This window comes from Streptomyces sp. NPDC003697 (assembly GCF_053587115.1).
In genome coordinates this window covers 14,255-36,570 of sequence record NZ_JBSFNN010000071.1, presented here as the reverse complement: position 1 = coordinate 36,570, position 22,316 = coordinate 14,255, and the positions used below count along the sequence as shown (strand labels likewise).

The window sequence follows — 22,316 nt, the reverse complement described above, 5'->3', positions numbered from 1 at the left end:
CGGAGGGGGGGCGCGGCGGGGGCGGGCCCGGGGCCGGTCCCCCGCGCCGGGGGCGGTCGCGGAGGCCTCGTCGGTGACGACGGGCAGTTCCCGGTACGTCACCTTGATCTTTGCGGCGGCGCGGCGCGCGGTCTCCGGGTGGTCGGCGGCGACGATCGCCACCGGCTCGCCGTGGTGGCGCACCTTGCGGTGCGCGAGGACCGGGGTGTCCTGGATCTCCAGCCCGTAGGTCCGCACGTCGGTCGGCAGGTCGTCGTACGTCATGACCGCGTGGACGCCCGGTGTCGCGAGGGCTTCGCCCGTGTCGACGGAGACGATCTCGGCGTGCGCGACCGTGGAGCGCAGGATCTGGCCCCAGAGCATGTCCTCGTGCCACAGGTCGGAGGAGTACGCGAACTCGCCGGTGACCTTGAGGATGCCGTCGGGGCGGAGGGTGGACTCGCCGACGCCGCCGGTGGTCGGCGAGGACTGGGTGATCCTGGTGGGGGCGCCGGTTGGGGCGCCGGCGCGTGCGGGCGGGCCGGGCTGCTCGGGGTGCGGCATGTCAGGCCCCCTCGGACTGGCGGGCGGCCGCGAGGCGGACCGCGTCCATGATCTTCTCGTAGCCCGTGCAGCGGCACAGGTTGCCCGACAGCGCCTCGCGGATGTCCGCGTCGGTCGGGTTGGGGTTGCGCTCCAGCATCTCGTCGGCGACGACCAGCAGACCGGGGGTGCAGAACCCGCACTGGACGGCGCCGGCGTCGACGAACGCCTGCTGGACCGGGGACAGCCGGGCGCCCTCGCCGGTCCGGGATCCGGTGCCCTCCGCCCGCCACTGCCGGGCCCGCTCCACGGAGGTGCCGTACGCGCCGGTGGCGCCGGAGCGCTGCTCGGCGAAGTCCGCCAGGCCCTCCACGGTGAGGACCTCGCGGCCCTCGGCCTGGCCGGCGGCGACCAGGCAGGAACAGACCGGCACGCCGTCCAGGCGCACGGTGCAGGAGCCGCACTCGCCCTGCTCACAGGCATTCTTGGACCCGGGCAGGCCGAGGCGCTCGCGCAGGACGTACAGCAGGGACTCGCCCTCCCAGACGTCGTCGGCCTGCTGCGGGCGTCCGTTGACGGTGAAGTTCACGCGCATCAGGCGGCTCCCTCGACGGTGCGGCGGCCGCCGCGGTACGACTCCCAGGTCCAGGTCAGCGTCCGGCGGGCCATCACGCCGACCGCGTGCCGCCGGTAGCCCGCGGTGCCCCGGACGTCGTCGATCGGGTTGCAGGCGGCGGAGCACAGCTCGGCGAACCGCCGGGCCAGCGACGGGGTGACGACCTTCCCGTTGTCCCAGAACCCGCCCTCCTCCAGGGCCGCGCCGAGGAACTCCTCGGCGGCCGTCGCGCGGACCGGGGTGGGGGCGGCCGAGCCGATCCCGGTGCGGACCGTGCGGGTCGCCGGGTGCAGGGCGAGGCCGAAGGCGCACACCGCGATGACCATGGCGTTTCGGGTGCCGACCTTGGAGAACTGCTGCGGCCCGTCGGCCTTGCGGATGTGCACGGCGCGGATCAGCTCGTCGGGCTGGAGCGCGTTGCGCTTGACCCCGGTGTAGAAGTCGTCGATGGGGATGCGGCGGGTGCCGCGCACCGACTCGGCCTCGACCTCGGCGCCCGCGGCGAGCAGCGCCGGGTGGGCGTCACCGGCGGGCGAGGCGGTGCCGAGGTTGCCGCCGACGCCGCCGCGGTTGCGGATCTGCGGGGAGGCGACGGTGTGCGAGGCGAGCGCGAGGCCCGGCAGTTCGGTCCTGAGGTCCGCCATGATCCGGGTGTACGGCACGGAGGCGCCGAGCCGGACGCTGTCCGCACCGACCTCCCACTCGTACAGGTCGCGGACGCGGTTGAGGTCGAGGAGGTAGTCGGGACGGCGGTGGTCGAAGTTGATCTCCACCATCACGTCGGTACCGCCCGCGATCGGCACAGCGGTGGGGTGCTCGGCCTTCGCGGCGAGCGCCTCGTCCCAGCTGGCGGGGCGAAGGAAGTCCATGGCCGGCTCTCTTCCTCGTCTCGTGAGTCGTACAGGACCGAGCCGATCGCCGTGCGGCGGTGCGGGCTCGCTGGAGTGCTGTTGACGGGGAGTGGGCCCAGTACACCGCCGCTGCTCCAAAGGGGTCAGTCACGGAAACCATGAAGGAGTTCGCTGGCCAGCGAAGTCATCTTGTAGATTCGTATGAACAAAGGTCCCGGGTGGCCCCTTCGTTTTCCTCCGTTCCTCCGGATCCATCAGGAACGAAGGAGGCAAGGACGCGGGGCCGCCTCCGGCGGAGCCCGCCGGCCGGGCCCACCCGGAGGATCATCGTAGTTTTCGAGACAAGGAACGGCGGCGACGAGAATGCGGCTGCGCGCACTGCTGGACACCGACGCGCTGGGCCTCAAGCTGCTCGGCGGTGAGGACGAGCTGGACCGCACCGTGCGGGGCGTCATGACGACCGACCTCAGGGACCCCAGCCGCTACCTCTCCGGCGGCGAGCTGGTCCTGACCGGGCTCGCCTGGCGCCGGGACGCCGCCGACTCCGACTCGTTCGTCCGGATCCTGGTGCAGGCCGGCGTCGCCGCGCTGGCGGCCGGTGAGGCCGAACTCGGGGACGTGCCGGAGGACCTGATCAGGGCGTGCGCCGAACACCGGCTGCCGCTGTTCGCGGTGCACGAGTCGGTGGCCTTCGCGACGATCACCGAGCACGTGGTGCGCCAGGTGTCCGGCGAGCGCGCCGGCGACCTGGCCGCGGTGGTGGACCGGCACCGCCGCATGATGACCTCCGGCCCGGCGGGCGGCGGCCCCGAGGTGGTCCTGGACCTGCTCGGCTCCGACCTGGACCTGCGGGCCTGGGTGCTCTCCCCCACCGGCCGGCTCGTCGCGGGCCCCGGGCTCGGGGGCCCGCCGCTGCCCGCCGAGGTCGCCGCCCGCCTCGCCGCGGAGCACCTCGCGGCCGCGCGCACCGGCCGGCGCGCCCCGTACCGGGTGACGCCGGGCCCGTCGCCGTCACCGACGTACTCCCTCTTTCCCGTCCGCGGCGGGGGGCAGAGCCCGGCGGCGACCGGGGCAGCCCGCTCCCCGCAGGAGCCGCGCGACGTGCGGGAGACGGTGCTGTCGGAGTGGCTGCTGGCCGTCGAGGCGGACGCGGCCGACTGGCCGGCCGAGCGACTGGACCTGCTCCACGGCGTCACCCAGCTGATCGCTGTGGAACGGGACCGGCGGGACGCCGCCCGCACCGTCCGGCGGCGGCTCGCGCAGGAGGTGCTGGAACTGGTGCAGACGGGCGCGGCGCCCGCCGAGATCGCCGCCCGTCTGCGGGTCGCGGCGCCGGTGCTGCTGCCCGGGCTGGGGGCGGCGCCGCACTGGCAGGTGGTCGTGGGCCGCGTGGAGTGGGACGAGGTGGCGGACGGGGACGCGGGTTCCCCGGACGGGGGCCGGGGGATAGACGGCGGACCGGTCGCCCAGTCGCTGCTCGAGGAGATCCTGGTCGACCCGCCCGCGAGCTCCGCGAGCCGGGGCCCCTCCCCGTCGGCGGGCTTCGAGACCCCGGACCGCATCGCCGTCGCCCACGCCGGCGGCGAGGCCGTCGCACTCGTCCCGCTGCCCGCGGTCTCGACGGAGCACGACGGCTCGGAGAACGGGATCGTCGCCGACGCCCTCCTGGAGTCCGTCCGCGACCCGCTGTCGGCCGGCCTCGACGGCGACGGGCGGGTGACCCTCGGCGTCAGCGCGGCCGTGCACTCGGCGGAGGGGCTGCGCGGGGCGCTGGAGGAGGCGCGGCACGCGCGCCGGGTCGCCGCCGCGCGGCCGGGCCGGGTGTGCGCGGCGGGCCACCAGGAGCTGGCCTCGCACGTGCTGCTGCTGCCCTTCGTGCCCGACGACGTGCGCCGCGCCTTCACCGCCCGGCTGCTGGACCCGCTGCGCGACTACGACCGCCGGCACCGGGCCGAGCTGATCCCGACGCTGGAGGCGTTCCTCGACTGCGACGGGTCCTGGACGCGGTGTGCGACCCGGCTCCACCTGCACGTCAACACGCTGCGGTACCGCGTGGGCCGCATCGAGCAGTTGACGGGGCGTGACCTGTCCCGGCTGGAGGACAAGCTCGACTTCTTCCTCGCCCTGCGCATGAGCTGAGGCCAGAGGCGGCGCACAGCGGCACCGCGCCACGCGCCGCCCATGGCCCACGACTTTGTGAAATCCTTCACCCACCCCCTTGGCCGGGCCACGGGATTCGTGCTGAGATGCCGCCACCACTCAAAGCTCGATGGCGTGCTCGGGGAGGGCAACGTGGCGCATACCGCCATGTCTGGTGACGGAACGACCGCAGGTGACGATCCCCTCCAGACCGCGGTATGGCGGCTGCGCTCGCGGGCGTGCTGGGCCGACGCGGCGGCACTGCTCCAGCCGGTCACCGCGGCCGCGGCCCTGCAGCGGGCCGCGCTGCTCGTGGAGCGCTGCCTGTACACGGAGCGGGGCTGGGAGGAGGCCGAGGACGCGCTGCGCACCGCGGAGGCCCAGGCCCGGAGCGACGAGGAGCGCGGCGCCGCCGCTTGTGAACGCGGTCACCTCGCCTACACGGCCACCCTGCACCGGGTACGGGACCGCGCCGACGAGGCACGGTCGGCGCTGGGACGCGCGGCGGCGCTGATTCCGCCGGACGCGCCGGGACGCGCCCTGCTGGACTTCCGGCGGGGTCTGCTCGCCCAGAACCTGACCGGGTCCCCGCAGGCCGCCCGCGCCGCCTACCGCCGGGCCCACGCGGGCGCCACCGCCCACTCCGACCCCCTGCTGCTGTCCTTCACCTGGCGGCACCTGGCCGGGCTGGCCCTGCGCGACGGCGAGCTGGCCGAGGCCCGGCACGGCTTCGCCGAGTCCCTGCGCATCCGGGAGGATCTGGGCTACCTGGTCGGCACGGCGCCCGCGCTGGTGTCCCTCGCGGACGCCGAGGACGAGCCGGAGGCGACCCGGCTGCGGGAGGAGGCACGGCGGCTGTTCCGGCTGCTGGGGGGCGTGCCGACGTGGCTGGCGCGGCAGCTCGCGACGGCACCGCCCGCGGCGGGAGCGGCGACGGCCTGAGGCACGACGCCCGGCGGGGCCCTTCAGCCCGCGGCCGGGCCCCGCCGATCCCCGGCCGCGCGCGCCGGGCCCCGCGCCTTGAGCCGCATCGTGCGCCGGTCCCCGCACCTTGAGCCGCCGGGAGCGCCGGCCCCGGGCGCGGCCGCCGGCCCACCGGCCCACCAGCCCCACCAGCCCCACCAGCCCCACCAGCCAGGATGCGTGGGGCCTGTGAGGCGGCAGCGCCCGGGGGACGGAAGCCGCCGACGCGGTGGCCCCGCGAGGCTTTCAGTCGCCGACGCCCCCGCTGCCCCACAGCCCGACCGGGCCTCTCGAACGGGCCCGTTCAGCCCGCGGCGGGGGGCCTGGCGGCGGAAGCCCCCGGGACGGCCGCGGCAGACGCACGGCGCCCGAGAGACCCCCCGGCCGCCGCCGGCGCACGGTGCCCCGCGGGACCCTTCCGCCGCCGCATCGTCCAAGGGGAGATCCCTCAGCCGCTGCCGGTGACGTGCTCGCGTGCCAGCATCCGCACCACGTCCAGGTCGCACGCGATCAACGCGTCGAGCAGTGCCGTGTGCTCCGCCGCGTCCGCCACCAGTTCCGCACGGGCGGGCCGGGCGGAGCCGCCGACCAGCGGCCACTGGGCCCGGCGGTGCAGGTCCTCGGCGAGCCTGACGAGCTGTTCGTTTCCGGCCAGGGACAGCACCGCGCGGTGGAAGGCCCGGTCGGACTCGGCGTACGTCGCCCGGCAGCCGGAGGCCGCCGCGCGCATGGTGGCCTCGGCGAGGGGCCGCAGTTCGGCCCAGCGCTCCCCCGGCACGGTGCGGGCCAGCCGCAGCACGACCGGCACCTCGACCAGGGCCCGCACCTCGGCCAGCTCCGCGAGCTCGCGGGCGCCGCGCTCGACCACCCGGAAACCGCGGTTGGGCACGACCTCGACGGCGCCCTCCAGTGCGAGCTGCTGCATCGCCTCCCGCACGGGCGTCGCGGAGACCCCGAAGCGGTCGCCGAGCGCGGGCGCGGAGTACACCTCGCCCGGCCGCAACTCACCCGACACCAGCGCCGTGCGCAGGGCGTCGAGGATCTGGCCGCGCACGGAGGACCGCTGCACGGCGGCCCGCGGACGCGGTACGGACGCCTCGCCGTGCGTGTGCTCCCCCCGGGCGCCTGCGGCCGTGACCTCACGATCACCTCGGGCACCCGCGGCGGGAACACCACGATCCCCCGGCACGCCCGCGGCCGGAACACCACGATCCCCCGGCACGCCCGCGGCCGGAACACCACGATCCCCCCGCACACCCGCGGCCGGAACCTCACGTCCGCTCCGGGCGTTCACGGCCGGGACGTCGCGCTCGCGCCACGCCTCCGCCGATCCCGGGGGCGGCGGCACGCCCGGCACCGCCGGCGTGCCCGCCGCGGTCGGCCGGCCGACCGCTCTCCCGGTCCCGGAGTCCTGCGCGCCCTGCTTCACGGTCCTCCTCCGGGCTTGTGGGTGCTTGGGGTCATTACGACGGGTTGTTACTCGTGCGTCAAGCACCTTAGGGGTCCGAGGCCAAAGGTTCACATTCCGCAGAGGTCAAGTAAGGTTTGCCTAACCTATCGTCAACGGCGAATCGGTGGTTCCGGCATGCCTGTCCTCGCCTCGGCCGCAGCGGACGCGTACACCCGCCTCACCGAGGCCTTTCCCGGCCTGGCCGTCGTGGAACTGGGCCCCGGGGACCCGGCTCCCGCAGGCGGCGGCTGGGCGTCGGCCGCCTCGCTCGCCGAAGGCGGGAGCGGACTCGACACGTTCCTGGCCTGGGACGGCGCCCAGGTGGCCCGGGACTACGGGGCGGTGCCGCGCCCGGACGTCGTCGCGAGCTTCGGGCTGCACCGCTACGCCTGGCCCGCGTGCCTGCTGTTCACGATGCCCTGGTTCCTGCGCCACAGGGTCCCCCGCCTGCCGGTGACGGACGTCTGGTACGACCGCGAGGCCGGCCGCATGGCCGTACGGACCGGCCCCTTCGCCTGCCTGCCCGACGACCCGGCGGCGGCGCTGCCCGGCGCGCGAGTGGTCCGCGACGAAGAGGCGCTGCGGGCCGAACTGCGGGCGGCGGTCGCCGAGCACCTCCGGCCGGTCCTCGCCGGCTTCGGCCCGCGCATGCGGCGCCGGGACCGCGCCCTGTGGGGCATGGCGACCGACGAACTGGTCGAGAGCCTGTGGTACGTCGCCCACCTCCTCGGGGAGCGGGAACGGGCCCGGCGTGAACTGGAGTCGCTGCTGCCGGGTTCCACCGCGCCGTACGTCGGCTCGGCGTCCTTCCGGGAGCTGACCGGCCCGGACGGCGAACCGCTGCCGACGCGGGACCGGGTGAGCTGCTGCATGTTCTACACCCTGCGCCCCGAGGACACCTGCGCCACCTGCCCCCGCCTGCGCGACCCCGAGCGCGCCGCCAAACCCGCCTGCCCGCAGGCCGCCTGACCGGCCATCAGGTCCTAGGCAGCCCGGTCCGTCCCGTAAGATCGTCCGCGAGCGGGACATCCGGACGGTCACACGTGTTCACACGTTCCTCACTTCTCGCGGGAACTTTCCGTGGAACCGCCCGTCCGGGTAGTCTTATTCGAACTCAACTCCCGCCCCTCAAGCGGCAGTTCGAGCAGAACGCCGTCCTGGGCATCCCCTTGCACCTCCTTGGCGGCCTCTTGCCCCGAAACCCCCTGAGGGACGGCGGGATTGGGCCACCATGGCGGGCGTTACGCCCTATCCCAATGCAAGGGACCCCAGATGAGACTGACCGACATATCGCTGAACTGGCTGCTTCCGGGCGCCGTACTGCTCCTGGGCATGCTGGCGGCGATGGCGGTGCTCCGGCGCGGCAAGCGCTCCTCCGGGGAGAACGCGAGCGCGGACGACTCGTGGGAGCGCAGCGAGGAGCGCCGCAGGCGCAAGGAGGCCATCTACGGCACCGCCTCCTACGCGCTTCTGTTCTGCTGTGCGGCGGTCGCCGCCGCACTCTCCTTCCACGGCCTGGTCGGCTTCGGCGAACAGAACCTCGGCCTCTCCGGCGGCTGGGAGTACCTGGTGCCGTTCGGCCTGGACGGCGCGGCGATGTTCTGCTCGGTACTCGCGGTGCGCGAGGCCAGCCACGGCGACGCGGCGCTCGGCTCCCGGATACTGGTGTGGACGTTCGCGGGTGCCGCGGCCTGGTTCAACTGGGTGCACGCGCCCCGGGGCGCCGGCCACGCGGGCGCTCCGCACTTCTTCGCCGGCATGTCCCTGTCGGCGGCCGTGCTGTTCGACCGGGCGCTGAAGCAGACCCGCCGCGCCGCGCTGCGCGAGCAGGGCCTCGTCCCGCGTCCGCTGCCGCAGATCCGCATCGTCCGCTGGCTGCGGGCCCCCCGGGAGACGTACAGGGCCTGGTCGCTGATGCTGCTGGAGGGTGTGCGCAGCCTGGACGAGGCGGTCGAGGAGGTCCGCGAGGACGCGCGCCAGAAGGAGCAGACGCGGCGGCTGCGGCGTGAGCAGGACCGCGTCGAGCGCGCGCAGCTCAAGGCGATCAGCCGGGGGCACCGGGGCTTCCCCGGCCGCGGCGGCCGGCCGGTGGAGACCCAGGCGCTGGAGCGCGGGCCCTCGCAGGCCTCCGCGGAGCCTGCCCTATCTACGGCGGAGCAGCTGCCCGTCCGGTCGCGTCCCTCGCTGCAGCCGGTCCGCAAGGGGTCCGACCCCATCACGGTCGACCTCACCGCGGAGGACGACACAATGGCCCTGCCGCGACTTGACTCCCTGGAGCGCAAGCTCAAGGACCTGGAGCAGCAGTTCGGCTGATGCCGGACGGTCCCGGGAGGGGGCGCGGCCCGCGCGGGCCGCGCCCCCTCCCGTTGTTCGCACCCTCCCGGTCTTCAGGCCCGCCCGTGGTCACGCGGCGTCCGCCCCCAGCTCGAACCAGACCGACTTGCCGGTTCCGTATGCGCTGACGCCCCAGGAGTCGGCCAGGACCTGCACGAGCAGGAGCCCCCTGCCGTTCGTGCTCTCCCCGGCGTCGGGCGCGTACGGCCTCGGCCCGCGCGCCACGGAGTCCCGTACCTCGACGCGGAGCCCGCACGACGACACGGTGGCCGTCAGGACCGCCTCGTCGTCGGTGTGGACGAGGGCGTTGGTGACGAGCTCGCTGGTCAGCAGCTCCGCCACCTCCGAGCTGCCCGGCTTTCCCCAGTGCCGCAGCAGCTCGCGCAGCGCCCGGCGCGCCTCGGGCACCGCCCGCAGATCCGCCCGCCCCAGCCGGCGTCTGAGCTGGGGCGCCGGGATCCGTCCCGGGTTGTCGTCGGACTGCTCCTGAACCGCCTGTGGTGAGGAGGCCCCGATGGTCATCGGACCGCCCCGCCGTACCTGCCTCTTCATGACCCCCCGCTCGCGTGCCCCTGTGGGTGTAGCTCCAGCTCGAACACGTTCACGGCATGCATGCCCTGGCGACGGCAGGGCAGTCATCCGGTTTTGTCAAGAGCCGCGTGTTCGGCCACGGGTGGGCAGGGCCGGAACGGGCCACACGCCGTTCGTCCCCTTCCGCCCGGCAGGCGCAGGCGTCCCTCGCGACCCCCGCGTTCCTCCGCACAGCGGCATCCGGGCGCGGGCAAACGTCCTCAGGGCCCGCCACCCCCCGCAGGTGGGGCGCATGGGCGCCGTGCGGGGCGCACGACCCGGCGCACGATCGGCGCCCGCATCACGGGATCACCACCGGCGACGCCCGCCGTGCCCCAGCCGAGATTGGCCGGACTGCGACGGTTCCGGGGCGGCGGCGACGGTTCCGGCACCGCGTCCGGGCGCCGGCTGCCGTACGGCGCCCGGCCGCGGCGCCCGGGGTTCCGCGGCGACGGGCGCGGGTGGCTACGGCCGGGGCACGTTGCGCAGGTTGGACCGGGCCATCTGCAGCATGCGGCCGACACCGCCGTCCAGGACGATCTTCGAGGCGGACAGGGCGAACCCGGTCACCATCTCGGCGCGGATCTTCGGCGGGATGGACAGGGCGTTGGGGTCCGTGACGACGTCGACGAGGGCCGGGCCCTTGTGCCGGAAGGCGTCCGTGAGGGCTCCGACGAGTTGTTTGGGCTTCTCCACGCGGATGCCGTGGGCACCGCAGGCGCGGGCGACCGCGGCGAAGTCCGGGTTCCTGGTCGCCGTCCCGTACGCGGGCAGGCCCGCCACCATCATCTCCAACTCCACCATGCCCAGCGACGAGTTGTTGAACAGCACGACCTTCACCGGCAGGTCGTACTGCATCAGGGTCAGGAAGTCGCCCATCAGCATGGAGAATCCGCCGTCGCCGGACATGGTGACGACCTGACGCCGCCGGTCGGTGAACTGCGCGCCGATCGCCATCGGCAGCGCGTTCGCCATCGACCCGTGCGAGAAGGAACCGATGATGCGGCGCCGCCCGTTGGGCGAGATGTACCGCGCCCCCCACACGTTGCACATCCCGGTGTCGATCGTGAAGACGGCGTCGTCGTCGGCCACCTCGTCCAGGACCGCGGCGACGTACTCGGGATGGATGGGGACGTGCTTCTCGACCTTGCGCGTGTAGGCCTTCACCACACCCTCGAGCGCGTCCGCGTGCCTCTTCAGCATCCGGTCGAGGAAGCGCCGGTTCTGTTTGGTCCGCACGCGCGGGATCAGGCAGCGCAGCGTCTCCCGTGCGTCGCCCCACACCGCGAGGTCCAGCTTGGAGCGGCGGCCGAGGCGCTCCGGCCTCACGTCGATCTGGACGATCTTCACGTCGTTCGGCAGGAACGCGTTGTACGGGAAGTCGGTGCCGAGCAGGATCAGCAGGTCGCACTCGTGGGTGGCCTCGTAGGCGGCGCCGTAGCCGAGCAGCCCGCTCATGCCGACGTCGAACGGGTTGTCGTACTGGATCCACTCCTTGCCGCGCAGCGCGTGTCCGACCGGTGCCTTGACCTTCCCGGCGAACTCCATCACCTCGGCGTGCGCGCCGCGCGTCCCGCTGCCGCAGAACAGGGTGACCTTCTCGGCCTGGTCGACCATCTCGACGAGCCGGTCGATCTCGGCGTCGCCGGGGCGGACGGTGGGCCGGGAAGTGACCAGCGCGGTCTCGGCGGCCTTCTCGGGCGCGGGCTCGGCGGCGATGTCACCGGGGAGGGACACCACACTGACCCCGCCGCGGCCGACCGCGTGCTGGATCGCGGTCTGCACCAGCCGCGGCATCTGCCGGGGGTTGGAGATCATTTCGCAGTAGTGGCTGCACTCGTTGAACAGGCGCTCGGGGTGGGTCTCCTGGAAGTAGCCGAGACCGATCTCGCTGGAGGGGATGTGCGAGGCGAGAGCCAGTACCGGGGCCATGGAACGGTGGGCGTCGTACAGGCCGTTGACGAGGTGGACGTGGCCGGGGCCGCACGAGCCGGCGCAGGCCGTGAGCTTCCCGGTGATCTGCGCCTCGGCGCCGGCCGCGAAGGCGGCGCTCTCCTCGTGGCGGACGTGGACCCAGTCGATCCCGGACTTGCGGCGCACCGCGTCGACGACCGGGTTGAGACTGTCGCCGACCACGCCGTAGAGGCGTTTGACGCCGGCGCGGACGAGGATGTCGACGAACTGCTCTGCGACGTTCTGCTTGGCCATGGCACGGTGCCCTTCGGTCTCCTGCGGATCCCTCTGGGTCCATCAACACACAACCCGCTGTCTCACGCCTCCCACACGGCTGCGGCCGTCCGGTCGTCGGCGTAGCCCGTGACCCGCGTCTGGGCGTCCGCGAGGAACCCGGCGAGGCCGGGCGGAGTGGGGCCTCGCCACCGCTCCGCCAGGTGCCGGCACAGTTCGGGCTCACCGCGCAGCGGGCCGGCCAGGCCCTCGGTGCACATCAGCAGCGTGTCACCCGGCCGGGCGATGGAGGCGCGGAAGCGGAAGGGTGCGCGGGGCGGCTCGGCGACGCTGCCGTCCGCGCCGGACCCCGGGGACGGCTCGTACGGGCTCGGCGGCGCCGGTATGCCGAGGTCCCCGGTGAGCCGGGGACCCTCGGGGGGCTCGGCCCGGACCGGGCCGGAACCGGGGAACGGGTCGCCGGCCGGTTCGGCCACGCGGGGTTCGATGTCCTCCCACTCCGCTCCCCGCAGCCGGAACAGGCCGCCCGCGCCGACTCCGAAGAAGACGCGGGTACGACAGGCCGGGTCGACGGGCAGCAGCAGACAGCGCAGGGTGGCCGCGTACTCCGCCGGCGGCAGGCCCTGCTCCGCGGCGGCCGCCCGGAGTCTGCCGAAGCCGCGGTCGGTGAGGCGCTGCAGCCCGGACTTCAGGTCGCCGCGCCGGGCGTCCCGGATGTCCTCGACGAGCCGGGCGTGGCTGCGGCCCACGGCCCCTGTGATCAACCGGCACATCTCGGCGGCCGCGCGGTGAGCGGCCGGGGTGGTCCGGGCGCCGGTCGCCATGGCCACGAGGAGCAGGCCCCGCGCGCCCGCGCCGAAGCGGGCGGTGAGCAGCGCGTCCCGGCGCGGCTCGCCCCGGTACCGCGCGGAGTCGCCCCGCAGGGACACCACGCGCAGGGTGCAGGCGCCGTAGCGGGCCCCGTCCAGCACGGTGTCCGGGACCAGCTCGTCGAGCCGGTCCGCGTCCGCGAGCGGCAGCGCGGTCGGCTCCGCGTCATAGGTGGGCGGCCTGGACCCGACGTGCCGGACGGTGGGGGGCGGGGGCACGGGAGGCCCGGGCGGAGATGCGGGAGGCCCCGGCGGAGGCACGGGAGGAATCTCGGGGAGGCCGGGACCAGGTCCGGCGGCGGGGGCGGCGTCGCCGGACGGCGGGGAGGGGTCACCGAGCGGGGCGGACGGCGAGGGGGGTGAAGGCTCGGGGGCGGCGGGACCGGACGGGGGCCAGGGGGGCCTGCCGGGCGGCGCGGCCGGGGGAACGGAGGGCGGCTCGCCCGGAGGAACGGGAGGCACCTCCGGTGGGCCACCGCGCCGGGACTGCGGCGGAACCGTCGCGGAGGGCGGCTCGGAGGGGGTTTCGGTGGCGGCGGGCTCCTCGGCCCCGACGGACCGGTCGTCCGCCGGGCCTCCTTGCGCAGGGGGACGGCCTGCCGCCGGGCTCGCCGCCCAGGGGGCACCGCTCACCGGGTCGGCTGGGGAGCCGCTCCGCTGCGCCGGGACGCCTGCCCCGGGGCCCCGGCGCCACCAGTCCGGGCCTGCGCCCGGTGGGCCGGCGTCCTCCCCGGGAGCCCGGTGCTCCGGACCGGCCCGGCTCCCGTCGTGCGGCCGCCGCTGCCGCGGTGTCCCGCCCAGCGTGTCCGTCGCCGAGGCGAACCGGTCGTCGAGGGAGTCGCCCGCGGCCGTGGGCCCCGTGTCCTCGGTGGAGTCGTCGTACAGCTCTCCCCACCAGTCGTCTCCGTGACCGGTGGGCCTTCCCCCCTGCTGGCTCATGCCCCCGATTGTCCACGGCGGGCGCCTCGAGGAAACGGTGCATGCGAAAAATCCGGTGCCGTGCGCGCGCCGGACGGCGTCTCGGGCGGCGCATCGACGACGGGTCCGTGGCACAGTCGCCGGGCGGTCCCACCCCCCACGGGAGAACCGCCCGGCGACACCGGTGCGACCCCGCCCCGGATGTCCCACGAGTCGTGGCCCACCCGGGCCGGGGTCACGTTCTGGGCGGCCGGATCACCACTGTCCGGATCGGCCACCGGGGCCCGGCACTCGTGAACGGCCGGCCGCCCGCGCCAACCGCCCGCCCGGATCGCCGCGCACCGCGACCACACGCGCCGGCCACCGCGCCGTCGGCGTTCGCGCAGGCCACGCCGCCCGCGTTCGAGCTCCGCCGTGGGGTCCGGGCGTCGCCACCTCGGTGGAGCCACCTTGTCAGAGGGGCGGGGGGTACGGCGATGATGATCCGGGGCGGGTTCGCGCCGTGGCCGTTTCCCGCCACCGCGCACGCGCCGGGGGCGGGTGTGTCCCGGTGGTCTCAAGGGGAGGGACAAGAGCTGATGCTGGCAGCGATAGGTCTGGACGAGACGCATGAGTCGGCGTACCGGGCCCTGGTGTCCGTGGGCGCCGCCGACCTGCCCGATCTCGCGCGGCGGCTGACGCTCGGCGAGCGGGACACCGAGCGCGCGCTGCGCTGCCTGGAGCGGCGCGGACTCGCGGCCCAGTCGTCGGCCCGGCCCGGGCGCTGGGTGGCCGCACCGCCCGGCGTGGCGCTGGGCGCGCTCCTCACCCAGCAGCGGCACGAACTGGAGAAGGCCGAGCTGGCGGCCGCGCTGCTCGCCGAGGAGTACCGGGCGGCGGCGGCCGAGCCCGCGGTGCACGACCTGGTCGAGGTGGTCACCGGGGCCCCCGCCGTCGCCCAGCGCTTCCTGCAGCTCCAGCTGGGCGCGACCGAGGAGGTGTGCGCGCTGGTCACCGGGGACCCCGTCGTCGTCTCCGCCGCGGAGAACGACGCCGAGGAGCAGGCGGCCGGCCGCGGTGTGCGCTACCGGGTGGTGGTCGAGCGGGCGGTGCTGGACCTGCCGGACGGCGTCACCCAGCTGACCGCCGCGCTCGGCCGCGACGAGCAGGTGCGGGTCATCGAGAAGGTGCCGACGAAACTGGTCGTCGCCGACCGGGCGCTCGCGATGGTGCCGCTCATCTTGCACACCGCGGAGCCCTCCGCGCTCGTCGTGCACGCGAGCGGCCTGCTGGAGCTGCTGTCCGGGCTGTTCGAGTCGGTGTGGCGGGACGCGCTGCCGCTGCGCCTGGGGACGTCGGGCGTCACCGAGCTGGGCCCGGACGGCCCCGACGGCACGGACCTGGAGGTGCTGTCGCTGTTGCTCGCCGGGCTCACCGACGCGAGCGTCGCCAAGCAGCTCGACCTGGGGCTGCGGACAGTACAGCGCCGGGTGAGGCGGCTGATGGAACTGACCGGGGTGACCACACGTCTGCAACTGGGCTGGCACGCCTACGAACGTGGCTGGGTCGCCCGCGAACGCCTCGGCTGACGTGGCTTCGGACTCCGCCGGGCCCCGGCTCGTCGGGTCCGCGCCGCACCGGGGACCCGGACCTGGCGGAGCCGGCCCGGGCCCGCGCGGGGGCGGGACGCCGCTGGACGGCAGCGGGGCCCGGCGCGGCCGCACGGGGCTGCGATCGTCCGATGCGGCTGCCCCGGTCCGCCGCCCGCCGCGCTGATCCGCCGCGGATTACGGGACAGCCCTGGTGCCGCGGGATCACCCGGGAAGCATGCCCTCCAGAGTGAGCAGCCGGGTCTTGCGGTCCAGGCCGCCCGCGTAACCGGTCAGCGACCCGTTCGCGCCGACGACCCGGTGGCAGGGGCGCAGCACGAGGAGGGGGTTGGCGCCGATCGCGCCGCCGACGGCGCGGACCGCGGCCCGGGGCGCCCCGACGCGGGCGGCGATCTCGCCGTACGTCGTGGTCGCCCCGTACGGGACGGAGTCGAGGGCGGCCCAGACCCGTTCCCGGAACTCGCTGCCGTACGTGCGCAACGGCACCGAGAACTCCTTCAGGTCACCGGCGAAGTAGGCCAGCAGTTGCTCCTCGGCCGCTCGGAAGGGTCCCGGGTCGTGCCGCCAGGTGTCCTGGACGGTGCGGCCGCCCCTCTGCCCCGGGACGGAGAGGGAGGTGAGCGCGCCGTCCGGATCGGCGGTCAGGAGGAGTGGCCCGAGGGGGCTGTCGAGGGTGGTCCAGTACGTCATGTCGAGGCCGTTTCGTGAGTCGTGCCGGTGGTGGGGCGTCGCGTGTGCCGGTGCGTTCGTCGTTGCTCCGCCCGTCCGGCCGCGCGCAGGTGGCAAACGGCGTACGACCACCACGGGCGCCGGCCGGCGGGCAGGTCCATGCGAGGCGGCGCGATACCGGGGTCGTCGACGGCGCGGACGGCGGCGGCCGTGGCGCCGTCCAGGCCCGGGGAGGCGGGCGGCGCGGCCTCCCGGTCGGCGCCGGGGTCCAGGCGCAGGGTGCCGCCGGCGACGGCCCCGTCGCAACGGCCGCCCCGGCTGCGCCCGGCCTGGTACCTGGTCTTCTCGTCCATCACGGGGTCCAGTGTCCGTCAGGGCGGGAAGCGGGCGCTGGCGGAAATCGGACACGACGCGGCGGCACCCCTAGACCGACGGGTCCCCACGAGACCGGCAGCGCCCCGAGACCGGCCAGGCCCCCACGAGACCGGCAGCTCCCGCCCGGTGGGTGCGGTCGGCCTCGTGACCGGCCGCACCCGTACGTCGGTACCCCGGCGGCCCGCTCTGGCTGCCGGACTCTGTGAGCCGTGCCCCAGGTGCCGGACCCCGGGTGCCCGGCTTCGACGGGCCACCCCGAAGGACCGCTCTCGGCGGGCCGTCGAAGCCCGCCCCGGCCGGGGAGACCCGGCCCTCGGATCACAGCTCCGGCGACCGCCCCGAAGGTCCGGTCTCGCGGCCCGTCGAAGTCCGGCTCCGCGGCCCCGGTGCGGGCGGTGGTCCTCCCCGACGGGCACGCGGGTCCCGTCCCCGACCCGCCGGGGAGGCCGTGGCACCGTCTACCGCCGGCGCCCCCGCTTCGCCTCCATCGCCGCTCGGCCTTCGGCGCCCCTGAGCTTCCACTCGCGTCTGATCTCCGCGCGGAGCCGTGCGTCGGTCCTGGCGGCGATCCACTGGTTCTCGCGCAGGAGCTTGCGGTAGCTCTCCAGCCGTCGCTCCGGCAGGGCGCCGGCCTCGACGGCGGCCAGCACCGCGCACCCCGGCTCGCTCCCGTGGGCGCAGTCGTGGAAGCGGCAGCCGGCGGCGAGTTCCTCGATCTCGGAGAACACCTGCCCGACGCCGTACCCGGCGTCCCACAGACCGACCCCGCGCAGCCCCGGAGTGTCGATCAGGACGCCACCGCCCGGCAGCACGAGCAGATTACGGGTGGTGGTCGTGTGCCGGCCCTTGCCGTCGACGTCCCGGGTGGCCCGGACGTCCATCACGTCCTCGCCGAGCAGCGCGTTGGCCAGCGTCGACTTGCCCGCTCCGGACTGTCCGAGCAGCACGGACGTACCCCCGGCGGCGACAGCGGCGAGGACCTCGAGGCCGTCCCCGGTCCTCGCGCTGACCGCGAACACCGGCGCGCCGGGGGCCGCCGTCTCCACGTCCTGGACGAGGTACGACAGCCCCACCGGGTCCGGCACGAGGTCCGCCTTGGTGAGCACGACCACCGGCTGCGCCCCGGACTCCCAGGAGAGTGCCGACGCATGCAGCGGTGCCTCACTACTCGAGCTGGACATGGCGAGCGCCAGGAACCGTTCGATCCGCCCAAGGTCGAGTTCCACCGCGAGCGACACGCAGATGACGATGTGATCGATGTTGGTGGCCAGCACCTGGCCTTCGGAGCGCTTGGACGAAGTCGACCGCACCAAGGCGGTACGACGCGGCAGCAGCGTCCGCACATACCGCGGATCGCCGCCGTCAGGGTCGACCGCGACCCAGTCCCCCGTGCACACGACCTTCATCGGATCACGGGGAACGACGAACTCGGTGTCGGCGCGTACGGTGCCGACGGGAGTGACGACGTCGCACTGGCCGCGGTCGACTCGTACGACGCGGCCGGGCAGGAGGCCCTGCTCGGCATGAGGGGCGAACTCGGCCTCCCAGCCCGCATCCCAGCCGTACGGCACGAGCGGATGCGCGGAGGACGAGGACGAACCGCGAGAGAAGAGAGACAAGGGTGACCCTTCACAAGGGCGGCCCCGGCACCGCGCTCACGGGCGCGCGAGAAGAGTGAGTCAGCCGGAGGCCACGGAGGTGGACTGAATGAACTTCCGGATGCGGGCAACGCCCATCTCAACGACAGCCATCGGTCACACCTCCTCACACGCGCACGCTGAGCCAACAGCGGCGGCCACTGGCCGCCTTGGGACGGGGGAAACCCTAGCCGCACGCCCCGGCGGAAGACCAACTCTTTTCTGCCGAGGAGCCCCCATGTGCAGCGGAACCTCACGCTGCGAGGCGGGCGTCTTCCTGCTCACCGGCCAAGCGCCCGGCGACCTCGACCACCGGCTTTCGGTTCCCGCCTCGGGAAGGTCCCTCAAGCGGAACCGAAGGTGCACAGACGTGAAAGTCCCTGGGAAGTCCCCAGGGGATACGCATCCGGCCTGGGGGGTCGTGGCCCTTCTCGCCACTCCTCCAGTCCGCCTGGCCGTCGGCCGCTGCCGGGGTGGCGTCGGTGGCGGTGTCCTTGCCACCGTGGGGGCACAGGCGGCCTTTCGTGGCGTCCGGACCGGCACTGGCCTGGGCGGCGTCTGCCGGGAGCGCGGTGGCAACTGGGCTCCGGGCGGTCGGTCGGAGCAGACGCGGTGAGGCCGACCGGAGCGCAGCCGGCGGTGCCGCCAACAGGGTTGAACGGACCGGCCCGGGCGGCCAGCCGTGCAAGAATCGCGGCCCCCGGCCTGTTGACTTCGCTCATGCGAGCCATCATCACCAACCGCTACGGCGGTCCGGAAACGCTTGAATTCGCGGAGACCGATGATCCCAAGGTCAGCCCGGACCAGGTACTCGTCCGGGTGAAGGCCGCCGGCGTCAACCCAGTCGACTGGAAGATCGTCGCCGGGCACCTCGATCCGATCATGTACGTCCACTTCCCGCTCGTGCCCGGCTGGGACGTCGCAGGCGTCGTGGAGGCCCTCGGCCTGGACACCCCCGAGTTCTCGGTCGGCGACGAGGTCTTCGGCTACGTCCGCAAGGACGAGGTGCAGCACGGCACCTACGCGGAGCTCGTCGCCGCGCCGGTGCGCACCCTCGCGCGCAAGCCCGCCTCGCTGGACTGGCGGCAGGCGGCCGGCGTGCCTCTGGCGGGGCTGATGGCCTTGCAGTCACTGCGCCGGGTGGGCGTCAGCAAGGGCGACACGGTCCTGGTGCACGCGGCAGCCGGCGGTGTGGGTTCGTTCGCCGTGCAGATCGCCGTGGCCATGGGAGCCCGCGTGATCGGCACCGCCGGCGAGCGCAATCACGACTACCTGCGCTCCCTGGGCGCCGAACCGGTCGCCTACGGGGACGGCCACCGCCTGGTCGACCGGGTGCGGCAGCTCGCGCCGGGGGGCGTCGACGCCGTGGTGGACTGCGTCGGCGGTGACGCGGTCGCCGCCTCCCAGGAACTGCTGAAGGACCCCAGCCGAATGGCGTCGATCGTCGACCCCGGCGTGACACAGTGGGGCGGCCACCACGTCTGGGTGCGGCCCGACAGCGCGGACCTCGCCGAACTCGCCGAACTCGCCGACGCGGGCAAGCTCAAGGTCCACATCGACCGTGCCCTGCCGCTGGCCGAGGCCGCTGAGGCGTTCCGCCTGAGTCAGAGCGGTAAGACTCGCGGCAAGCTGGTCCTCGAGGTCGGCTAGGGACATCCAGGGTGACGGCACGCTTGGACTACCGGCGGGCGCCGCGACGATGCCGTCCAGGGGCAACCCGTGCGCCGACCGGAGGGAACGCACCGCGCTGTCGGTGGCCGGCCCGAAGGACCCGTCGGTGCAAGTTGGAGTGCCCATGACAGCGGACCCGTGCCGGGAGGTCCGTAGCCGGGCGCCACGTGGTGGAGATCGGTCGGCGGGTCCGGATGCCGCTGGTGACGACCGTCAGTCCGGCGTCGGCCGGCAGATGCCGACGGGGCGTGCCCGGCCTCTTCCCCGCCTGGGTTCCATACGCCTGACACCTGGATCCCGCCGGTCCGCACACCCCCGGCGGCTCCGGGACAGACCTGTCACGGGAAGTCGGGTACGTCGCGGCCTGCCCGGTCGTACCCGGCCCCTCAGGCCGGCGCCGGTGTTCCGCAGCGCCGCCAAGTGACACACCACTGTCGCGAATTGCAACAGCTCGCGCGACGACGCCGCTGCCAGGATCACTACCTGCGCAGTCCTCCCGCACCCAACTGGGACAGCCCGCGGCGGTGACGCACCACGCCCGATCAGCGATGCGCCGGGGACGCACCGCGGGTGGACTGCCTGCCGTCGAGACGACGAAGGGAACCCCGATGGGAGCAGGGCAGGCCAGGCATGACAAGCCTCCGCTGGGAGGCACGTACCCCCCGGTTCGGTTCACCGATGCGCAGGCCGCGGTACTCGGCTCGCTCGCGGACGCGGTGATCCCGGGCGGAGGAGGTTTCCCGTCCCCCAGCGACGTGAACGTGGTGGGTTTCTTCGGCAGGTACACCACCCCGCGAGGCGAAAGCCCGCAGTGGTACCCGTGCATCGCCGAGGACGACCTCAAGCGCAGGCTCGACGACCTGGCCGAGGCGTCCACGCCCGGCGACGCACCGGGCCGGTCCGGCACCCCCGAAGCCCTGGAACGCGACGATCCCGCGTTCTTCGCGCTCCTTCGCGACGTCGTCTACTTCGCCTACTACTCACGGCCCGAGGTCACCCGGGCGATCAACGTCAACATTCCGGCAGGGCGCGACTACCGCAACTCGCCCCAGCCGTACGGCTATCTCGACGGCCTCGAGGAATGGGACGACGCCATGCTCGACCGGGTCCGGGGCACCTACCTCCGCACCGACCAGGTGAGGCGTCTTGAACACCTCCCCGCCTACGACGACGCCGCACCGGGCGCCGCCGGGACCGCGGCAGGTCTGCCCGACGAGGAAGCGAGTGTTCACTGATGGCTGCGTACAGCGAGGCGGACGTCCTGGTCATAGGCGCGGGAGCGGGTGGCGCTGCGGTCAGCAAGCGGCTGAGCGACGGCGGAGTGAAAGTGATCTGTCTCGAGCAGGGTGACTGGGTCCACGCCCTCGACCACCCGCACCTGCACGGCGAGTGGGAGATCGAGAAGCGGCGCGGGTGGTCGCATGACCCGAACGTCCGGCAGTTCCCCGAGGACTACCCGACCACCGGCAACAACAACCCGCCGCTGATGTACAACGCGGTCGGCGGGTCCGCGATCATCTACGCGGGGGCGTGGCCGCGCTTCAAGCCGGTCGACTTCCGCCGCGGCACCGAGCACGGCATCGAGGGAACGATCGACTGGCCGATCAGTTACGAGGACCTCGAGCCGTACTACGCGATCAACGACGCGGAGGTCGGCGTCGCCCGCCGGGTCGGCGACCCCGCGAACCCGGCACGCCTGCCCGGCTACGGCCCCGCGATCCCCGCGGGCAAGGTCGGGCGCAAGATGGCGGGAGCCTTCGAACGCCTCGGCTGGCACTGGTGGCCGGCCGACCACGCGGTCCTCACCCGCCCGAAGGACGGTCGCCTCCCGTGCAACGCGTGCGGGTCGTGCCTGGCCGGCTGCCCCCGCCACTCGATCGCGACGCCGGACGTGACCTACTGGCCGAAGGCGCTGCGCAACGGGGTGGACCTGCGCACCAACGCTCGGGTCGAGCGGATCGACGTCAAGGGGGGCCGCGCCACCGGCGCGACGTACATCGATCGGCTCACCGGCGACCGGCATGAAGTGCGCGCCAGGATCGTCGTGGTGGCCGCGAACGGCGTGGGAACCCCCCGCCTGCTCCTGATGTCTGCGCAGAAGGGACACCCCGACGGCCTGGCCAACAGCAACGGCCTCGTCGGTACGCACCTGATGTACCACGCGTGGGCGTTCGAGGACTTCTGGTTCGACGAGCCCATCGAGGGATACAAGGCCCACGAAGCCGCTGTTCTCTACAGCCAGGAGTTCTACCACTCCGATCCGGCGCGGGGATTCGTCAACGGGTTCTCCATCCAGGTGGGCCGGGCGTCCGGCGCCGCTCACGCCGCGCTCGGCGCGAACAGTGGCAACCTCGTGCCCTGGGGAGCCGGCCACCGCGAGTTCTTCGACAGCCACTTCGGTGCCCATCTCCTGGTGTACATCCAGGGTGAGGACCTGCCCCTGCGGACCAACAGGGTGACACTCGACCCGGACGTCACCGACTCGAACGGCCTGCCCGCAGCGCATGTCACCTACGAACTGCACGAGAACGACCGCCGCCTGCTGGCCTACGGCCAGGAGAAGGCCCGGCAGGCGGCGGAAGCAGCGGGTGGTCTGATCGACTCCGCGAGCAGCGGTCGCGGGGGCGTGGACTTCCCGCAGCCGGGCTGGCACCTGATGGGCACCTGCAGGATGGGCAACACGCCCGAGGACTCGGTCACCAACAAGTTCAACCAGACCTGGGACGTGCCCAACCTGTTCATCGCGGACGGAAGCTCGCTGGCCACCAGCGGCGCCGTCAACCCGACCAGCACGCTCCAGGCCGTGGCGGTCCGCTGCGCCGAGTACATCAAGGACAACCACGCGGCGATCCTGTCCCAGCGCACCACACCGCGGAACCACGAACTGCCCGCCGGCTGACCGACGAGGAAGCGGGCTGTTCCTGCGCGACGCAGGAACAGCCCGCTTGTTCGGGTG

At 74.1% G+C, this 22,316-nt stretch carries 17 protein-coding genes and 1 pseudogene; 8 read left to right on the top strand and 10 right to left on the bottom strand.

Going from position 1 to position 22,316, the window contains the following annotated elements:
* The 3 genes and pseudogenes from ACWDNY_RS24000 to ACWDNY_RS23990 all read right to left on the bottom strand — a co-directional run.
* Nucleotides 1–543, bottom strand: a pseudogene (locus ACWDNY_RS24000) (xanthine dehydrogenase subunit D); the annotation flags it as partial.
* Between the two features lies 1 nt (nt 544).
* Nucleotides 545–1,117 carry a (2Fe-2S)-binding protein gene (locus ACWDNY_RS23995; protein ID WP_451647864.1) on the bottom strand — a complete coding sequence of 191 codons (573 nt, stop codon included), beginning with the start codon at nt 1,115–1,117 and terminating at the stop codon, nt 545–547.
* Complete coding sequence (locus ACWDNY_RS23990) at nt 1,117–2,007, bottom strand: FAD binding domain-containing protein (protein WP_451647863.1); 891 nt, start codon at nt 2,005–2,007, stop codon at nt 1,117–1,119. Before ACWDNY_RS23990 ends, ACWDNY_RS23995 begins: the two co-directional genes overlap by 1 nt.
* A 345-nt stretch (nt 2,008–2,352) precedes the next feature.
* Here ACWDNY_RS23990 and ACWDNY_RS23985 point away from each other — a divergent pair, with 345 nt between their 5' ends.
* Nucleotides 2,353–4,128: a PucR family transcriptional regulator gene (locus ACWDNY_RS23985; RefSeq protein WP_451647862.1), complete on the top strand. Its 1,776-nt coding sequence runs from the start codon at nt 2,353–2,355 to the stop codon at nt 4,126–4,128.
* Between the two features lie 153 nt (nt 4,129–4,281).
* Nucleotides 4,282–5,070: a hypothetical protein gene (locus ACWDNY_RS23980; protein ID WP_451647861.1), complete on the top strand. Its 789-nt coding sequence runs from the start codon at nt 4,282–4,284 to the stop codon at nt 5,068–5,070.
* Nucleotides 5,071–5,539: 469 nt separating this feature from the next.
* On the opposite strand, the gene ACWDNY_RS23975 is transcribed toward ACWDNY_RS23980, so the two are convergent.
* On the bottom strand, nt 5,540–6,346 hold the full coding sequence (locus ACWDNY_RS23975; RefSeq protein WP_451647860.1) for a GntR family transcriptional regulator: 807 nt from the start codon (nt 6,344–6,346) through the stop codon (nt 5,540–5,542).
* A gap of 330 nt (nt 6,347–6,676) precedes the next feature.
* Between ACWDNY_RS23975 and ACWDNY_RS23970 the strand changes: the two genes are divergently transcribed.
* Both ACWDNY_RS23970 and ACWDNY_RS23965 read left to right on the top strand, forming a co-directional pair.
* Nucleotides 6,677–7,510, top strand: a complete 834-nt coding sequence (locus ACWDNY_RS23970) for a (2Fe-2S)-binding protein (protein ID WP_451647859.1) — start codon at nt 6,677–6,679, stop codon at nt 7,508–7,510.
* Nucleotides 7,511–7,813: 303 nt separating this feature from the next.
* On the top strand, nt 7,814–8,854 hold the full coding sequence (locus tag ACWDNY_RS23965; RefSeq protein ID WP_451647858.1) for a DUF2637 domain-containing protein: 1,041 nt from the start codon (nt 7,814–7,816) through the stop codon (nt 8,852–8,854).
* Between the two features lie 90 nt (nt 8,855–8,944).
* Here the strand turns inward: ACWDNY_RS23965 and ACWDNY_RS23960 are convergent, their stop codons facing one another.
* From ACWDNY_RS23960 to ACWDNY_RS23950, 3 genes are all read right to left on the bottom strand, one after another.
* Nucleotides 8,945–9,397, bottom strand: coding sequence for an ATP-binding protein (locus ACWDNY_RS23960; protein WP_451647857.1), 453 nt, complete (start codon nt 9,395–9,397; stop codon nt 8,945–8,947).
* A 513-nt stretch (nt 9,398–9,910) separates the two neighbouring features.
* On the bottom strand, nt 9,911–11,653 hold the full coding sequence (locus tag ACWDNY_RS23955; RefSeq protein WP_451647856.1) for a pyruvate dehydrogenase: 1,743 nt from the start codon (nt 11,651–11,653) through the stop codon (nt 9,911–9,913).
* A 62-nt stretch (nt 11,654–11,715) separates the two neighbouring features.
* Nucleotides 11,716–12,720: a protein phosphatase 2C domain-containing protein gene (locus ACWDNY_RS23950; RefSeq protein ID WP_451647855.1), complete on the bottom strand. Its 1,005-nt coding sequence runs from the start codon at nt 12,718–12,720 to the stop codon at nt 11,716–11,718.
* Nucleotides 12,721–13,997: 1,277 nt separating this feature from the next.
* On the opposite strand from ACWDNY_RS23950, the gene ACWDNY_RS23945 reads away from it, so the two are divergent.
* Nucleotides 13,998–14,987, top strand: a complete 990-nt coding sequence (locus ACWDNY_RS23945) for a helix-turn-helix transcriptional regulator (protein WP_451647854.1) — start codon at nt 13,998–14,000, stop codon at nt 14,985–14,987.
* Nucleotides 14,988–15,212: 225 nt separating this feature from the next.
* Here ACWDNY_RS23945 and ACWDNY_RS23940 read toward each other — a convergent pair whose 3' ends face one another.
* The 3 genes from ACWDNY_RS23940 to rsgA all read right to left on the bottom strand — a co-directional run bounded on the left by ACWDNY_RS23940 (nt 15,213) and on the right by rsgA (nt 17,671).
* Nucleotides 15,213–15,698 (bottom strand): methylated-DNA--[protein]-cysteine S-methyltransferase, encoded by a 486-nt coding sequence (locus ACWDNY_RS23940; protein ID WP_451647853.1) that lies wholly within the window; start codon nt 15,696–15,698, stop codon nt 15,213–15,215.
* Entirely contained in the window at nt 15,695–16,033 is a 339-nt protein-coding gene (locus tag ACWDNY_RS23935) for a hypothetical protein (protein ID WP_451647852.1), read from the bottom strand. Before ACWDNY_RS23935 ends, ACWDNY_RS23940 begins: the two co-directional genes overlap by 4 nt.
* Before the next feature lie 477 nt (nt 16,034–16,510).
* A complete protein-coding gene (gene rsgA / locus ACWDNY_RS23930; protein ID WP_451647851.1) occupies nt 16,511–17,671 on the bottom strand; it encodes a ribosome small subunit-dependent GTPase A in 1,161 nt (386 codons plus the stop codon).
* Between the two features lie 738 nt (nt 17,672–18,409).
* Here rsgA and ACWDNY_RS23925 point away from each other — a divergent pair.
* From ACWDNY_RS23925 to ACWDNY_RS23915, 3 genes are all read left to right on the top strand, one after another.
* Nucleotides 18,410–19,339, top strand: coding sequence for an NADP-dependent oxidoreductase (locus ACWDNY_RS23925; protein ID WP_451647850.1), 930 nt, complete (start codon nt 18,410–18,412; stop codon nt 19,337–19,339).
* A 629-nt stretch (nt 19,340–19,968) separates the two neighbouring features.
* Nucleotides 19,969–20,595, top strand: coding sequence for a hypothetical protein (locus tag ACWDNY_RS23920; RefSeq protein WP_451647849.1), 627 nt, complete (start codon nt 19,969–19,971; stop codon nt 20,593–20,595).
* Complete coding sequence (locus ACWDNY_RS23915; protein WP_451647848.1) at nt 20,595–22,259, top strand: GMC family oxidoreductase; 1,665 nt, start codon at nt 20,595–20,597, stop codon at nt 22,257–22,259. The genes ACWDNY_RS23920 and ACWDNY_RS23915 overlap by 1 nt, the downstream gene beginning before the upstream one ends.
* The last annotated feature ends 57 nt before the right edge of the window (nt 22,260–22,316 follow it).

Bases quoted from the DNA above. Each gene is read 5' to 3' on its own strand.
- ACWDNY_RS23995 (WP_451647864.1), bottom strand. From the start codon at position 1,117: ATGCGCGTGAACTTCACCGTCAACGGACGCCCGCAGCAGGCCGACGAC.
- ACWDNY_RS23990 (WP_451647863.1), bottom strand. From the start codon at position 2,007: ATGGACTTCCTTCGCCCCGCCAGCTGGGACGAGGCGCTCGCCGCGAAG.
- ACWDNY_RS23985 (WP_451647862.1), top strand. From the start codon at position 2,353: ATGCGGCTGCGCGCACTGCTGGACACCGACGCGCTGGGCCTCAAGCTG.
- ACWDNY_RS23970 (WP_451647859.1), top strand. From the start codon at position 6,677: ATGCCTGTCCTCGCCTCGGCCGCAGCGGACGCGTACACCCGCCTCACC.
- ACWDNY_RS23965 (WP_451647858.1), top strand. From the start codon at position 7,814: ATGAGACTGACCGACATATCGCTGAACTGGCTGCTTCCGGGCGCCGTA.
- ACWDNY_RS23960 (WP_451647857.1), bottom strand. From the start codon at position 9,397: ATGACCATCGGGGCCTCCTCACCACAGGCGGTTCAGGAGCAGTCCGAC.
- ACWDNY_RS23955 (WP_451647856.1), bottom strand. From the start codon at position 11,653: ATGGCCAAGCAGAACGTCGCAGAGCAGTTCGTCGACATCCTCGTCCGC.
- ACWDNY_RS23945 (WP_451647854.1), top strand. From the start codon at position 13,998: ATGCTGGCAGCGATAGGTCTGGACGAGACGCATGAGTCGGCGTACCGG.
- ACWDNY_RS23940 (WP_451647853.1), bottom strand. From the start codon at position 15,698: ATGACGTACTGGACCACCCTCGACAGCCCCCTCGGGCCACTCCTCCTG.
- ACWDNY_RS23925 (WP_451647850.1), top strand. From the start codon at position 18,410: ATGCGAGCCATCATCACCAACCGCTACGGCGGTCCGGAAACGCTTGAA.
- ACWDNY_RS23920 (WP_451647849.1), top strand. From the start codon at position 19,969: ATGGGAGCAGGGCAGGCCAGGCATGACAAGCCTCCGCTGGGAGGCACG.
- ACWDNY_RS23915 (WP_451647848.1), top strand. From the start codon at position 20,595: ATGGCTGCGTACAGCGAGGCGGACGTCCTGGTCATAGGCGCGGGAGCG.